Source organism: Halorubrum rarum (genome assembly GCF_048380895.1).
Lineage (GTDB): Archaea > Halobacteriota > Halobacteria > Halobacteriales > Haloferacaceae > Halorubrum.
Map to the genome: position 1 here is coordinate 1 of NZ_JBLWMN010000023.1, position 14,442 is coordinate 14,442.

A 14,442-nucleotide genomic window follows, 5' to 3' on the forward strand; every position below is an offset into this window, starting at 1 on the left:
GGGAGGTGGGGGTGGGGGTGGGGGTGGGGTGTGGAGATCCCTATCGTTGCCACGGCGGCTCACACCGGGAGATCGGCGTCGGGGTCGACGACGCGGTCGACCTCGGTCGGCATCCGCCAGTCGGTCGTCAGCTCCAGTAGCTGGACGACCATCCGGCCGGTCGCGCCCCAGACCGTGTAGCCGTCGACCCTGAAAAAGTGGATCCGGTGGTCGCCGTACTCCGGGTGGGTACGGCGCTCTGACTCGTAGTTCGACGGGTCGATCAGTCCCTCGACCGGAAGTAAGACGACTTCGGCCACCTCCGACTCGTCGGGGACGTACTCCGTGTCGGGCGCGAGGCCGACGAACGGCCGCACCGCGTAGTCGGTGGACGTCCGGATGTCGTCGATCCGACCGACGATCTCGACCTCCGTCGGGGAGAGCCCGACCTCCTCGTCGGCCTCGCGTAACGCGGTGTGGCGAAGCGTCGCGTCGAAGGGCTCGCGGCCGCCGCCGGGGAAGCTCATCTGGCCGGGATGCTCGCCGAGGTGCTCGGCCCGCTTGGTGAAGAGGAGATGGACGTCGCCATCACGCTCGACCACCGGAGCGAGCACGCCCGCTTCGCGGGCCGCGTCGGTGATCGGCATCGGCGTGTGTCCCCCGAGCCCCGACAGGTCCATACCGGAGAAACGCGCTCCGTCGGTGTTAACGTTTCTGCGATCCCGACCGACTGAAAACGCCGGCGCTCACTCCGTCGCGTCGACGATCCGCTCCCGTATCCCCGCCGCGTCCGTCGTCGCCCACGCCTCCACGTCGTAGGTCACGTCGATCAGTGCCTCCAGCCGGTCTTCGTCGCCGTCGTCGATCGCGTCGGTCACGTCCTCGCTGAGCCGGTCGAGGACCGTCGCCGCGAGTCGGTCGCGGTCGACGTCGCGGTCCGGCACGTCGAGGATGTGCGGGAGGTCCTCGGCGTTCGGCGGGAGCGACGGAAACGCTGCGGGACCGACCGCGAGAGCCTCGTCGTCGACGCCGTCGACCGCGTCCGCGGGTGCGGCGACGAGGTAGTACGCCGAGAGTCCGGCGTCGATCGCCGCGTCGATCGCCGCGTCGTCGACCTCCGTCCGGCGTTTGAACGCGAGCTCCGAGAGCGCCCGCGACAGCTCCGCGCGCGTGAGCGCGCCGAACAGGTCGACCACGCCCGCGAGCTCGTCGCGAGCGGCGACGCTCGCCCCGTCGTCTCCGGGCAGTGAGCCGTCAGTCATGGCTCACGACCTCCTCGTGACCCTCGCGGGCGTCGGCGAGGTCGGCTCGGGCCGCGGCGGCGACGTCGGCCGGGTCGATCGGCGCGTCGTTCCACGGCGGCAGACGTGTGTCGGGGCCCGGCTCTCGGATCGCGTCCGCGTACGTCCGCACCTGCGACCGCTCGGATTCGCGGTCGTACGAGAGCCCGTTGAACGCGGCGTCCGTCCCGTATCCCTTGAGCAGGCGCTCGGCGGCGTCGCGGTATCGACTCGGAAGCGTCCCGTAATCGACGGTGGTCCCGTGGTCCTCGACGACCCGGAACGTCGCGGCCGCGACCGCCTCGCTCATGTCGGCGAGTCCGGTCGGCCCCTCCACCGATCGGTGGTCGTGTTCGTACCGTCCGAGGTCGACCTGTGCGCTGTCGTCGAAACCGGCGTGAGCGAACGCCTCGCCCAGCGTTCCGATCTCGAGTCCCCAGCCGCGCTGGATTCGGAACCGACCGACGAGGTCGCTCGTCGCCGCGAACTCGCCGGCGAGCGCGTAGCGGAACGACTCCAGGTACGCCACCACCGCCGCGCGCTCCGCCCGTCCGTCGGCGAGCGCGCGGATCAGCGGTCTGAACAACAGCCGGAACAGGCGACCGTAGAGCGCGTCGTCCTCGACGCGGGCGTAGTACCCCTTCGAGAACTCGTGGCCGTGCGCGAGCGGGAACAGCAGTCGGTTCACGAACGCGGGCGAGTACGTCTTCGTATCGGCGTCGTGAACGACGACGAACTCCTCCGAGAGCGCCCGTCCGAGCCCGAGCCAGACGTCCCGACCCTTCCCGCGCTCGCCGTTGACGCCGTGGGCCGCGAGCAGCTCGGCCAGTCGCGGGCCGTCACACCACAGCGTCTCCACGTCGAGCGAGAACTCGGCGAGCCAGTCCGCGAACGAGCCGACCCGATCGCGGGGGGCGCGCAGCGGAACGATCACCCGCGCGGGATCGACGGTCTCCAGCGTCGACAGCACGCGCTCGGCCGCGAGCGTGCCGTACTCGCGCTCCGCCATCGGCACCACCACCGCCGCGCGGTCGGTCGGCGCGTCGGGTCGATGGTCCGTCAGCGCGTGGAGCGTGGTCACGCGCTCTTGGACGTACTCCATTACCGATCGAAAGGGACGGAACCGCCTAAATACGCACGATACTCGCAGTCGACGCCGCGTCGTCACTGGGGCGCGTTCGCCGCCCCGCCCGGTACCCGCCCCATCCGCTCGAGGACGGCGTACACGGCGACGAGAGCAGCGAGCCCGGCCGAAAGCCCCGCGAAGACGACGTCGTACGGGATCCCGGACTCGACGGCCACGCCGACCACCCACGAGCCGGCCGCCTGCGTCGACATCATGCCGGCGGAGAAGACGGCGTACGCGGACGCGCGGGCGTCGTCGGGCAGCGAGGCCAACAGGTACGTGTCGCCGGCGGGAAACAGCATGTGGATCGTGAAGCCGACGACGACGCTCGCGACGATCACGGTCACGAGTCCGGAGGCGACGATCACGAGACCCACGCTCGCGACGAACGTCGCGACGATCCCGAGGAGGTACGGCACGTGCGGAAGTCTGTCGGCCAGATCGCCCGCGACGAGGAACGCGGGGACGCCCGCCGCGAACACCACCGTCAACAGGTTTCGCGCGGTCGTCGCCGGGAGCCCCTTGTCGATCATGTACAGCTCGTAGAAGTTGAACAGTCCCTGCCAGACGAACGCCGTGAGCCCGACGAGGACGACGCCGGCGGCGATCAGCTTCCACTCCGAGAGCGCGCCGCGCAGGAAGTCGGTGTCGTCCGCACCGGCAGCGGGAAGGTCCGTCCGGCGTGCGAGAAGGACGAAGACGACCGTCGACGCGGCCGCCGCGACGGCCAGCCCGTAGAAGGCGTACCGCCAGTCGTACCAGAGGGTGACGGTGACGACCGGTGCGGCGGCGACCGCGGCCAGCTGGCTCGCCATCCCGTGGATCCCCATCACTCGGCCCACCCGGTTCGGGAACAGTTCGGCGACGAACGGGTTCGCGGCGACGAAGTACACGCCGGACGCGCTGCCGACGACGAACGCCGCGATCATCAGCGTCGTCACGCCGGGCGCGAGCGCGACGCCGAGCGCGCCGACCGTCAGCATCGCCCCGGACACGAAGACGACGTGCTGTCGCGGAACGCGGGTCAACACCCAACCGGTGGGGAGCCGCGGGGAGGCGGAGCCGAGCCACGCGAGCGTGACGATGAGGCCGGCGGTCCCCTCGCGGATCGTGAACTCGTCGATGAACTCGCCGACGAGCGGAGCGAACACGACGCGCGCGAAGTTGCCGAGGAAGACGAGCGCGCAAAGCGACCCGAACAGGCGGCTCCGTGACACGGGCGTCGTTCCGCGCGGTCGGTGACAAGCGTTCCGAAACCGAACCGTCCGGATCGACGGCCGGTCAGGTGGCCTCCCGCTCGACGGGCTAGGAAAGCGTCTCGACCTCGTAGCCGTGCGACTCCAGTTCCTCGATGATGTCGGCGGCGTGGTCGGCGTCGTCGGTTTCGAGCTCCAACTCGAGCTCTGCCGCGTTGACGGCGACGTCCCGCGAGGTGCGGTCGTGGTGGACCGCGTACACGTTCGCCCCGGCGCGAGCGACGATACTCGACACGCGCTCTAACTCTCCGGGTCGGTCCTTTAAGTCGATCGTCACCTTCAGATACCGCCCCATCTGCATTAACCCCCGCCGAACGATCGTCGTGAGGCGGTTGAGATCGATGTTCCCGCCGCAAAGCGCCGCGACGATCGTCTCGTCGTCCTCGTACTCGAAGGCGTCGGAGAGGACTGCGGCGAGCGGGACCGCGCCCGCGCCCTCGACGAGCGTCTTCGAGCGTTCCAGAAGCAGCGTGAGTGCGAGTGCGATCTCGCGGTCGTCGACGGTGACGACCTCGTCGACGTACTCGCGCATCACTTCGAGGGTCTGCTCGCCGACCGAGCGGGTGGCGATCCCGTCCGCGATCGTGTCGACGGCGTCGATCTCGTAGCGTTCGCCGCGTCGCATCGACTCCGCCGCCGAGGCCGCGCCCTCGGCTTGTACGCCGATCACGCGAACGTCGTCGAGCTGTTCTTTGATCGCGACGGCGATCCCGCTTATGAGTCCGCCGCCGCCGATCGGGACGACGACCGTGTCGAGGTCGGGACGGTCGTCGACGATCTCCAGTCCGATCGTCCCCTGCCCGGCCATGACGGCCGGATCGTCGAACGCGTGGACGTAGGTGCGACCCTCCCGGCGTTCGATCTCGTGTGCGCGCTCCGCCGCCTCGTCGTAGTCGACGCCGTCGAGCACGACGGTCGCACCGTAGCCGCGGGTGGCTTTCACCTTCGAGACGGGAGCGAACTTCGGCATCACGATGGTTGCGTCGACGTCGGCGCGGTCGGCCGCCAAGGCGACGCCCTGGGCATGGTTGCCGGCGCTCGCGGTGACGACCCCGGCCTCGCGTTCGGCCGCCGAGAGGGTCGCGATCCGGTTCATCGCGCCGCGGATCTTGAACGCGCCGGTCCGCTGGAAGTTCTCCAGTTTGAGGTGGACGGACGCGCCGGACAGCTCGGAGAACGTCCGAGACCGTTCCAACGGGGTGTGGCGGGCGGCCCGATACACCCGCTCCCGGGCGTCCTCGACGTCTGATAGCGAGAGCATACGCCCCGATGACGACGGCGGCGGCTAATCGGTTCCGGTCCGTGTCGGATCCGCTCCGCGTCGGGTCCGATCCCGCTCGCCGTCCCACCGGGTCGTCCCGATCGAGGCCTGCGGCTCTCCGGTCGTGAAAGGGGGAAAGGGGGAATGCACGCGTGTGACGTGCAACTGGAGGATGCACCCCCGAGCATAAAAAGGTAGGGCACCCGGAGTGAAAGTGAAACCGCACGACCGGGACGCCGTCATCCCTCCGTCAGACGGGTGTTAGCTCGTCAACACTCACCCGAACGTCGTTCGTGTCGAGGTACGATCGGACCCGATCCGGGAACGGTCCGTCACCGGGCCACGTCGCGTCCGCGTCCAGTCGCTCGGGGTCGCCGACGTACACGACCGCTTCCGTCGGGTAGTCCGCCGATGCGTCGGTCGGATCGTTGGCAGGGGCGTCGGTCGGTCCGTCGAGCGGAACCGTCGATCTCGTGTACAGGTCGTCGTCGACGCCCTCGTACGCGTCGAGCGCGTCGATATCCTCGGTCCGGAGGAGTCGTCCCGCGGTCTCTCCGTCCGGCGCGAGGGTCGGATACGCGCCCTCGACGAGGTGGAGGCCGTGGAGCGTCGCGGAACCGACGAACACGAACGAGTCGAGGAGTCCGCGAACCCGCACCGGATCGGTCAGGGTTCCGTACACGAACACGTCCATGGGTGATATGCGACCGTGCAGGTGTTCAGTGTTCGGGCGACCGGCGGAGTGAGCGTCGTCGCCATCGGCGGAGTGAGCGTCGTCGTCGCCGTCGATCGGGAGCCGACCGCGGCGGACACCCGGCCGACCCCGCCGGCTTCGGTGTTTAAAAACCGGCGGCGGCCGTCGGCGCTCACGTATGGAGCTTCGTCGGTTGCGCCGCGTCTGGACGCGAGTGTTCTCGCTCGCGTGGCCCGTCATGGCCGAGCAGACGTTCCGCACCGCGATGCGGACCACCGACATCGTGGTCACCGCCCTGTTCTCGCCGGCGGCCGTCGTCGCCATCGGTCTCGCGGACCTGTACGCGCGATTCCCGCTCCGGATCGGGCTCGGACTCGGTGGCGGCGCGATCGCCCTCTCCTCTCAGGACACCGGCGCGGGCGCGACGGACACCCGTGACGAGGCGGTGACGCAGGCGATCCTGCTCGGTGCGATCTCGGGGCTCCCCTTCGTCGTGTTCGGCCTGTTCCTCGGCGAGTTCGCGATCGACGTGTTCGGGCGGCTCGTCGGGCAGCCGACGCCCGCCGAGGTCGTCGCGCTCGGCTCCGTCTATCTCGCGATCGTCTTCGCGACCGCCCCCGCTCGCCACGTCGCGCTCGTGGCCGCGCGGGCGCTACAGGGGACCGGGGACACCCGAACGCCGATGTACGTCAACGTGCTCGCGAACTCCGTCAACATCGCCGGGAGCGTCCTGCTCGGGCTCGGACTGTGGGGGTTTCCGCGACTGGAGATCGTCGGCGTCGGACTCGCGACCGCCGCTGCCAACGTCCTCACGGCCGGGCTACTGTCTGCGGCGATCTACGGCTCGTGGGCCGACGCGAGCTTCACGCGTCCGCGCGACCTCACGATCACCCGACAGCTGCTCCGCGTGAGCGCGCCGCGGATGGCCGAGGGGTTCGGCTCGGAGATCGCGGAGTTCCCCTTCAACGCGCTCCTCCTCGGCTTCGGGGAGGCGGTCAACGCCGGCTTCCAGATCGGTCGTCGGGTGTACCAACAGGTGACCGGCCCGCTTTCGCGGGGATACAACGTCGCCGCCTCCGTCCTCGTCGGGCAGGCGCTCGGTGCGGGCGATCCCGACGACGCCCGATTCAACGGATGGGCGGTCGCCGGGCTCGGCGTCGTCACCGTCGGTACGATCGGCCTCGTTCTGGTCGTTCTCGCGCCGTGGCTGGTGTCGATTTTCACCGCCGACGCCGAGACGGCGGCGTACGCGGTCGACTTCGCTCGGGTGTACGGGATCGCGGGGGCCGCACTGGTGACCTTCTCGGCGCTCTCCGGGTCGCTGCAGGGCGCGAGTGAGACGCGGATCCCGCTCGTTGCACGGGTGTCGGGGATGTTCGGCTCCTTCCTCGGGCTCTCGTGGCTGCTCGGTCGAACGCTCGGGCTCGGACCGGCCGGCGCGTACGTCGGCGTTCTCCTCGCGTACTGCTGGATGGCGGTCGTCGTCGCATGGGGGTTCGGCTCCACCGGCTGGGCGGCCCGCGCCGCCGAGATGATGGCGGCGAGGGGGACGGGCGACGCGGAGCCGGACCGATAATCGCCCGCATCGACGCCGGGTGTTTAAGTGTTCGTCGCCGGACGTATCGACATGGACCTGTCAACGGCCGTCAGCGCCGTGGTCGCGACCCTCCGGCGACGCCCCGCGGATCTCTTGCCCTTCTACCTCCTTGGAACCGCGGTCCCGATCATCGCCCGGACGGGCGCGTTCGCGGGGCTCGCCGGCGCGTACCTGTACCTCGAACTGACCGGTCGGCTCGCCGACGCTCGGGCGGCGCTCGCCGACGTCGAACTGACGCCCCCGCCCGTCGAGAGCGACGATCCGGCGGCGTTCGAGCGGTGGATGGAGCAGAACCCCGACGCGGTCGAGCAGTGGGTCGGGGGGCTGCTCCCCGTCTTCGAGGCGCTGTTCACCCCGACGACGATCGCGCTCGTGACGGCGGGAATCGTCTCGGCCGTCCTGCTCGCGGTCCTCTCGTACGCCGCCGTCTCCGCCGGCCAGATGAGCGCCGTGTTCGGCAGGCTCCGTTCCGAGCGCGGACTGAGCGCCGGTATCGCCGGCGTTCGCGAGCACTGGCTCTCGTTTCTCGCGCTGTACGTCGTCGAGTTCCTGCTGTGGACCGGCGTGCTCCTCCTCGCCTCGCTCGCGGTCGGCGTCGCGTTCCTCGTGGAACCGCTCCTCGGGGCCGCGGTCGCGCTCGGCGCGTTCCTCGTCGTGCTCGTCGTCCTCCTCGGCGTCCGGATCGTCTTCGCGTTCGCGCCCGCCGCGATCGTCGTCGACGACACCGGCGTCGCCGGGTCGCTGACCGGTTCGGGCGGGTTCATCCGGTCGAACCCGGCTGACGCGGCCGCCTACCTCGTCGTGGCGGTCGGCGTTCTCGTCGGGATCTCCTCGGCCGCCTCCGCGCTCGCGTTCGTCGGCGGCGGCGCGGTCGTCGCGCTCGCGAGCGCGATCGTCGTCGCTCCGGCGCTCGACCTGTTAAAAACCGTTCTCTACGGCGACCACCGAGACGCGGTCGACCCGGTCGCCGCGCCGGCGGTCGGCGTTCGCACCCAGTTCTCGGCCGGGATCCGCCGCGGCTGGCGCGAGATGACCGGATTCGTCCGCGCGACGCCGGGACTGCACGCGCTCGCGTTGGCGATCGGGGTCGGGTTCGGGGTCGCCGGATGGCTCGCCGCCGGGCCGTTCGTCGACGTGATCCCCACCTCGATCGAGGCGCGCCTGGCCGATCACGTTCCGCCGGTGGCGACCGTGGCGTTCTTCGGTAACAACTGGACGGTCGCGATCTCGACGGCGTTCGCCGGCGTCGCGCTCGGGATCCCTGCCGCCTCGTCGATCGCCTTCAACGGTCTCTTCCTCGGGGCGATCGCGGCCCTCGAGGAGAACCTCCTCGTGCTCGTCGCGTTCGTCGTCCCGCACGGCGTGTTCGAGATCCCGGCGCTCGTCGTCTCCGGCGCGCTCGGATTCCATCTCGGGATCGTCGGTTGGCGGACGCTGAGGGGACGGACCGATCGAGAGTCGTTCGCCGACGCCCTCGAGCGCGCGTTCTGGGTCCTGATGGGCGTCGGGATCCTGATCGCGGTCGCCGCCCTCATCGAGGGGTTCGTCAGTCCGTACTACTGGCGGCTCTTCCTGTGAATCGAGCGCGGCCCGAAACCGGTATCCCCGCGCGTCCGCAACCGTGTGTCGATGGAGTGTGACAAGTGCGGGGCCGACGCGATCCATCACGCCGCCTACTCGGGAGCCCATCTGTGTGGCGAGCACCTGTGTCGCTCGATCGAGAAGCGCGTGAAGCGCCGGATTCGCGAGGACGGACTGCTCGACCCGGCGGCGACGCCCGACGACCCCGACCGCTGGGTGATCGGGCTCTCGGGCGGGAAGGACAGCGTCGTGTTGACCCATATCCTCGACGACGTGTTCGGTCACGATCCCCGCGTGGAGATGCTCGCGTTGACGATCCACGAGGGGATCGAAGGCTACCGCGACGAGAGCCTCGACGCCTGCGTCGAGCTCTCCGAGGACCGCTCGCTCCGACACGAGGTCGTCGGCTACGAGGAGGAGTTCGGCGTCCGGATGGACGACGTCGCCGAGACCGACCCCGAGAACATGGCCCCGTGTGCGTACTGCGGAGTGTTCCGGCGGGACGTGCTGGAACGCTACGCCGAGGAGTTCGGCGCGGACAAACTCCTCACGGGGCACAACCTCGACGACGAGGCACAGACGGCGATGATGAACTTCCTCGAGGGCGACGTCAGGCAGGTCGCGAAGCATTTCGACGCCTCGCTCGGCCCGTTCGACGAGCGGGAGGGAACCGACGAGTTCGTCCCGCGAGCGAAGCCGCTCCGCGACGTCCCCGAAAAGGAGATCGCCCTGTACTGTCACGTCCGGGGTCTCCCGGTCCATATGGCGGAGTGCCCCCACGCCGAGGAGGCGTACCGCGGCGAGATCCAGTCGACGATCCACGAACTCGAGGAGAACCATCCCGGTGCGCGCCACTCGATCATGGCCGGCTACGAGGAGCTGTCCGCGCTCGCCGCCGAGCGCTACCGCGAGGGCGTCGACGACGAGGGTTCGAAGCTCTCGGAGTGTTCCCGTTGCGGCTCGAAGACCAGCCGTGACGTCTGTCGGAAATGCCGCCTGCTCGACGCGATCGAGGCCGTCTAACGTCGCCGTCGCGGACCGGTGCAATCTCTCTCACCCGCCCTCGCGGACCGGTGAAAGAACTATCATGTTTCGCTCCGTATGTATGGTAATGAATCGCACTGAGGACCTCCGATCGTCCGCGCTGACGCCGTTACACTGGCTCGGAATCGCGCTGGCGTTCGTCACGGCCGCGGTCCATCTGGTGCTCGGGGTCGGACTACTGCCGCACTGGATGGGCCTCGCCTTCTTCGCGGCGACCGCCGGCTTCCTCGTCGGGATCTGGCTCGTCGCGACCGGCCGTCGCAGACGGCTCGTCTACCTGCTCGGGATCCCCTTCACCGGGACGCAGATCATCCTCTGGTACCTGTTGAACGATCCGGGGAGTCTCGACGCGCTCGGTCCGGCCGACGTGATCGACAAGACCGCACAGGCCGCGCTGATCGTCGTGCTGATCGCGTTGTACGTTCGTGAGGCGTAGCCGTCGTTCGACGGGTTCGACGTCGGTGACCCCGTATAAACGGGTTCGCGGTCGGATCGTCGCGTCGGTTCGACGCCGTCTCTCGCGCCCGCTGTGTCGATACGCGCCGCTCGCACCGCTTTCGAGCGCTCACCGCCTCCGGCGACGCGTCGCGCCGTCGCGATACACGGACGCTGCCCCGTTCGCGCTCGTCGAGGTTGACCCGGCCCGGATACGACGGAGCGTGCTCGAGACCGCGCCGCGGACTCCCCAGTGGGGTCGGACCGTCGGCGGCGACTGGGACGGCGACTGGGAGCCGTTCGACGACCGGGCCGTGCCACGCGGGATCGTTCAGCGGTATCGCGAGGGGCGCGACTGGCGGGACACCGCGCTGTTCGACGCGTTCCGCGAGCAGCTCTCTCGGTTCGGGAACGCGTGGGGGTACACGTCGATGGACGGCTTCGATCGTCGATGTCGCGAGATAAATCGCCTCTACGAGTCGCTCCGCGAGCACGGCTACCGTCGGCAGGAGGCGATCCACGGGCCGTCCGGGTACGCGACCGCGGCCCGGCTCGACGAGATAACCGTCGACGTCGGCCGTGCCGGACGACTGTACTGGCGGGCGTACGGCCAACATCGCCTCGCGCTCGCCGAACTGCTCGGGATCGACGCGGTTCCGGTGCTGGTCCACCGACGACACGCGGAGTGGCAGGCGGTCCGGGACGCGGTCCGCGAGGGCGAGGTCGCGCCCGAGACGAGTTTCGGTGGTCGCCCACGCGACCACCCGGATCTCCGCGACGTCGTTTCCGGGAGGACGGAAGCGTGACGGAGACGTCTCCGTCGTTCGGCTCCGACAGTACGCGTCGGCAGCTCTCCCGGACCGTCGCCGCAACGGCGTGCGTGACGCTGCTCGTCGTCGGGACGATCGCCGTCGCGTGGGAGGGGAAGCCGACCCCCGCGTTTCTCGTCGGCGTCGGCGGCGCGTTTCTCGCGGTGACGGTCGTCAACAGGCGCACGCTGGCGCGAGCGCGAGCGATAGCCGGCTCACAGCCGTTGACGACCGCGACGTGGGTGACGCTCGCGCGCGGCTGGCTGTTGATCGCCTTCGCCGGGTTCCTCTTTACCGACCCACCGAACGGGCCGACGGCGTGGGTTCCGGCCGGACTGTTCGCGGCTGCCGCGGGGCTCGATGCGATCGACGGTGCGCTCGCACGCCGAACCGACGCGGTCTCCGAGCTCGGCGGTCGACTGGACACCGAGATCGACTCGCTGCTGGTGGCCGTCGGCGCGGTCACGGTCGTGCTCGACGGTCGCGCGCCGCTCGTTCTCCTCGCCGTCGGCGGGGCCCGATACGCGTTCGTCGGCGGGATCCGATGGCGGCGGGCCCGCGACCTCGCCGTGTACGAGTTAGACCCCAGCCGGCTCCGGCGTGTCGCCGGCGCGATCGTCATGCTAACCGTCTGGATTGCGTTGCTCCCGGTCGTCGACCTCGGCCTCTCGAGGGCGATCGCCACGGTCGGGTCGATCCCGGTTCTGTTCCAGTTCGTTCGGGACTGGCTGTTCGTGTCGGGACGGATCGATCGGTGAGTCCTGACCCGGTCCGACCGGGAACGACGTGCGTACGTCCGACCGGGAACGACGTGCGTACGTCCGACCGGGAACGACGTGCGTACGCCCGACCGAGAACGACGTGCGTACGTCCGACCGGGAACGGAACTATACGTGTACGGCGCAACGTCGTGCCATGTACGCGGTCTCCGTCTCTCGGGACTGTATCGCTCAACACTACCTGACGGTGCCGGATCCGGGTCCGGAGGGAACCCTGCACTCACACCGGTTCGGGATCGAGGCGACGTTTCGCGGCCCGGAGCTGAACGAGCACGGCTATCTGGTCGACATCGACGCCGTGATCGACGCACTGGAGGCGGTCGTCGACCGCCTCCGAGATCGGACGCTCAACGACCTTGCCGCGTTCGAGGGGAAGAACCCGAGTGTGGAGCATCTCGCGGGCATCGTCGGCGACCGGCTGACCGACCGTCTCGATCCGGCGACGGCGACGGAACTGACGGTCACCGTTCGCGAGGACGACGTCGCCGAGGTCGCACACGAACGGGAGCTGTGACCCGACGAGACGCGCCGGAACACACCGACTCGCCCATGCACGTCGCGCTGGCGATCTACGGCGATCTCGACGCGACGTCCGGCGGCTTCCGGTACGATCGCCGCGTCGTCGCCCGGCTCCGCGAACGCGGCGACACCGTCGACGTGATCGCCCTGCCGTGGCGTCGCTACCCCCGTGGCCTTGCCGACTCGATCGACCCGCGGGTTCGTGACCGGCTGAACCGCGACGTCGACGTGTTGGTGCAGGACGGCCTCTGTCACCCGTCCGTCTGGCGACACAACCGCCGGCTGACGCGCCCGGACGCGGTCGTCGGACTCGTCCACCACCTGCGCTCCGACGACCCGACCGAGCGGTTCGGCCACCTGATGCGACCGTTCGAGCGACGGTTCCTCCGATCGGTCGACGCGACGGTCGCGACGAGCGCGTTCACGCGCGGCCGCGCCGAACGGATCGCCCCGTCGACCGCGTCGACGCCGACGCTGGTGGCACACCCCGCAGGTCGAGTCGAAGGCGCGGCGGTGACGGAGTCGACGGTCCGCGAGCGCGCCGGCGACGGCCCGTTACGCGTCGCGTTCGTCGGCAGCGTCGTCCCTCGGAAGGACCCAGCCACCCTGCTCGCGGCGATGGCTCGACTGGACCGCCGAAACGGGACCCACGACCTGCGGCTGACGGTCGTGGGGAGCCACGACGTCGCACCCGACTACGCCGATCGGACGGTCGAACTGGCGACCGATCTCGGGGTCGACGACCGGGTTTCGTTCGTCGGCGAACTGTCGTCGACCGACCTCGTCGAAACGCTCGCGAACGCCCACGTCTGCTGTGTGCCCGCTCGGTACGAGGCGTTCGGGATGGTCCACCTCGAAGCGATGGAACACGGTGCGGTCCCGATAGCGGGCGCGATCGGTGGGACGTCGGAGTTCGTGCGGGACGGAGGGAACGGCTATCTCGTCTCTCCCGGCGACGAGCGCGCGCTCGCGGATCGACTCGGACGCCTCGCGGCCGACCGCGATCGACTCGCACGCATGGGGATCGCTGCGCTCCGAACCGCCGCATCACACCCGACGTGGGCGGAGACGACTGACCGCGTACGGACGTTCCTCCGGTCGGCCGCAAACGGAGCGCTCGCGGAATCGGGGACGTCGGTGGCCGGTGGTGAGCACGCGTGACCGACGCGGTCGAGTACCTGACTGCGAAGCGGACCGTCGACGACCGAGCGTTGAACCGGCGGGTGTGGGACCGGTTCGTCGCGGCACTCGACGCGACGGCCCGACGGACGGATCGCCCGCTCCGGATCGTCGAGGTCGGTACCGGCGTCGGCTCGATGATCGCCCGGCTCGCCGACTGGGAGACCCTCTCAGGAACCGTCTCGTACCGCGCGGTCGACGTCGACGAGACGTGTATCGCGGCCGCACGCGATCGGTTGCCCGAGTGGCTCGCCGCGGCCGGCTACGAGACGGAGACCACTGCCGACGGCGTCATCGTGGCGACCGACGCGACGACGACCGCGCGGTTCGAGATAGTTCTGGAGGTCGCGGACGCCCGGTCGATCGTCGACGAGGCGGACGCCGTGATCGCCGCCGCGTTTCTCGACATCGTCGATCCGGACCGGACGCTCCGTGCGATACGCGGGATGCTTCGGGAGGGTGGGTTCCTGTACGCGCCGTGCACCTTCGACGGGGCGACACACTTCTCGCCGGCACATCCGAGCGACGACCGGATCGAGCGGCTCTACCATCGCCACATGGACGAGTTGCGTGACCGCCCGGGAAGCAGCCGTGCGGCGAGGGAGGTGCTCGAACGCGCGCCGGAACACGGGTACGACGTGGACGCCGTCGGGAGTGGCGACTGGGTCGTACGGCCGAGGGACGGGACGTATCCGCACGCTGAGGGGCGGTTTCTCGATCACCTGTTGGAGACGATCGACGGCGCGCTCGCCGACTACCCGGCCGACGTTCTCGATCCGGCCGTCCGAGCGGCCTGGATCGACGCCCGACGCGACCAGCGGTCCCGCGGAGAGTTACGCCTCGTTTCCCACCATCTCGACCTCCTCGCTCGTGTGCGGCCGGACGAGTGAGGGACGTCGGTGT

General features: G+C 69.8%; 15 protein-coding genes. 9 read left to right on the forward strand and 6 right to left on the reverse strand.

Annotated elements, in window-relative coordinates:
* Positions 1–59: 59 nt before the first annotated feature.
* From ACNSN7_RS13910 to ACNSN7_RS13935, 6 genes are all read right to left on the reverse strand, one after another.
* Positions 60–659, reverse strand: a complete 600-nt coding sequence (locus ACNSN7_RS13910) for an NUDIX hydrolase (RefSeq protein ID WP_418282901.1) — start codon at positions 657–659, stop codon at positions 60–62.
* Between the two features lie 66 nt (positions 660–725).
* A complete protein-coding gene (locus ACNSN7_RS13915; RefSeq protein WP_418282902.1) occupies positions 726–1,241 on the reverse strand; it encodes a DUF7109 family protein in 516 nt (171 codons plus the stop codon).
* Entirely contained in the window at positions 1,234–2,361 is a 1,128-nt protein-coding gene (locus ACNSN7_RS13920) for a glycosyltransferase family protein (protein ID WP_418282903.1), read from the reverse strand. The genes ACNSN7_RS13915 and ACNSN7_RS13920 overlap by 8 nt, the downstream gene beginning before the upstream one ends.
* 62 nt (positions 2,362–2,423) lie before the next feature.
* Positions 2,424–3,602, reverse strand: a complete 1,179-nt coding sequence (locus ACNSN7_RS13925; protein ID WP_418282904.1) for an MFS transporter — start codon at positions 3,600–3,602, stop codon at positions 2,424–2,426.
* A gap of 88 nt (positions 3,603–3,690) precedes the next feature.
* Entirely contained in the window at positions 3,691–4,902 is a 1,212-nt protein-coding gene (gene ilvA, locus ACNSN7_RS13930; protein WP_418282905.1) for a threonine ammonia-lyase, read from the reverse strand.
* Between the two features lie 250 nt (positions 4,903–5,152).
* Positions 5,153–5,596 carry a gamma-glutamylcyclotransferase family protein gene (locus ACNSN7_RS13935; RefSeq protein ID WP_418282906.1) on the reverse strand — a complete coding sequence of 148 codons (444 nt, stop codon included), beginning with the start codon at positions 5,594–5,596 and terminating at the stop codon, positions 5,153–5,155.
* Between the two features lie 178 nt (positions 5,597–5,774).
* Between ACNSN7_RS13935 and ACNSN7_RS13940 the strand changes: the two genes are divergently transcribed.
* The 9 genes from ACNSN7_RS13940 to ACNSN7_RS13980 all read left to right on the forward strand — a co-directional run bounded on the left by ACNSN7_RS13940 (position 5,775) and on the right by ACNSN7_RS13980 (position 14,429).
* Positions 5,775–7,172 carry an MATE family efflux transporter gene (locus ACNSN7_RS13940; protein ID WP_418282907.1) on the forward strand — a complete coding sequence of 466 codons (1,398 nt, stop codon included), beginning with the start codon at positions 5,775–5,777 and terminating at the stop codon, positions 7,170–7,172.
* A 51-nt stretch (positions 7,173–7,223) separates the two neighbouring features.
* Complete coding sequence (locus tag ACNSN7_RS13945) at positions 7,224–8,771, forward strand: stage II sporulation protein M (protein WP_418282908.1); 1,548 nt, start codon at positions 7,224–7,226, stop codon at positions 8,769–8,771.
* A gap of 51 nt (positions 8,772–8,822) precedes the next feature.
* Positions 8,823–9,797, forward strand: coding sequence for a tRNA 2-thiolation protein NcsA (gene ncsA / locus ACNSN7_RS13950; RefSeq protein ID WP_418282909.1), 975 nt, complete (start codon positions 8,823–8,825; stop codon positions 9,795–9,797).
* Positions 9,798–9,885: 88 nt separating this feature from the next.
* Positions 9,886–10,254 carry a DUF7475 family protein gene (locus ACNSN7_RS13955; RefSeq protein WP_418282910.1) on the forward strand — a complete coding sequence of 123 codons (369 nt, stop codon included), beginning with the start codon at positions 9,886–9,888 and terminating at the stop codon, positions 10,252–10,254.
* Between the two features lie 25 nt (positions 10,255–10,279).
* A complete protein-coding gene (locus ACNSN7_RS13960) occupies positions 10,280–11,059 on the forward strand; it encodes a hypothetical protein (protein WP_418282911.1) in 780 nt (259 codons plus the stop codon).
* On the forward strand, positions 11,056–11,820 hold the full coding sequence (locus ACNSN7_RS13965; RefSeq protein WP_418282912.1) for a CDP-alcohol phosphatidyltransferase family protein: 765 nt from the start codon (positions 11,056–11,058) through the stop codon (positions 11,818–11,820). The genes ACNSN7_RS13960 and ACNSN7_RS13965 overlap by 4 nt, the downstream gene beginning before the upstream one ends.
* A gap of 157 nt (positions 11,821–11,977) precedes the next feature.
* On the forward strand, positions 11,978–12,355 hold the full coding sequence (locus tag ACNSN7_RS13970; RefSeq protein WP_418282913.1) for a 6-pyruvoyl trahydropterin synthase family protein: 378 nt from the start codon (positions 11,978–11,980) through the stop codon (positions 12,353–12,355).
* Positions 12,352–13,521 (forward strand): glycosyltransferase family 4 protein, encoded by a 1,170-nt coding sequence (locus ACNSN7_RS13975; protein ID WP_418282914.1) that lies wholly within the window; start codon positions 12,352–12,354, stop codon positions 13,519–13,521. The genes ACNSN7_RS13970 and ACNSN7_RS13975 overlap by 4 nt, the downstream gene beginning before the upstream one ends.
* Positions 13,518–14,429: a methyltransferase domain-containing protein gene (locus ACNSN7_RS13980; RefSeq protein WP_418282915.1), complete on the forward strand. Its 912-nt coding sequence runs from the start codon at positions 13,518–13,520 to the stop codon at positions 14,427–14,429. Before ACNSN7_RS13975 ends, ACNSN7_RS13980 begins: the two co-directional genes overlap by 4 nt.
* Positions 14,430–14,442: the final 13 nt, after the last annotated feature.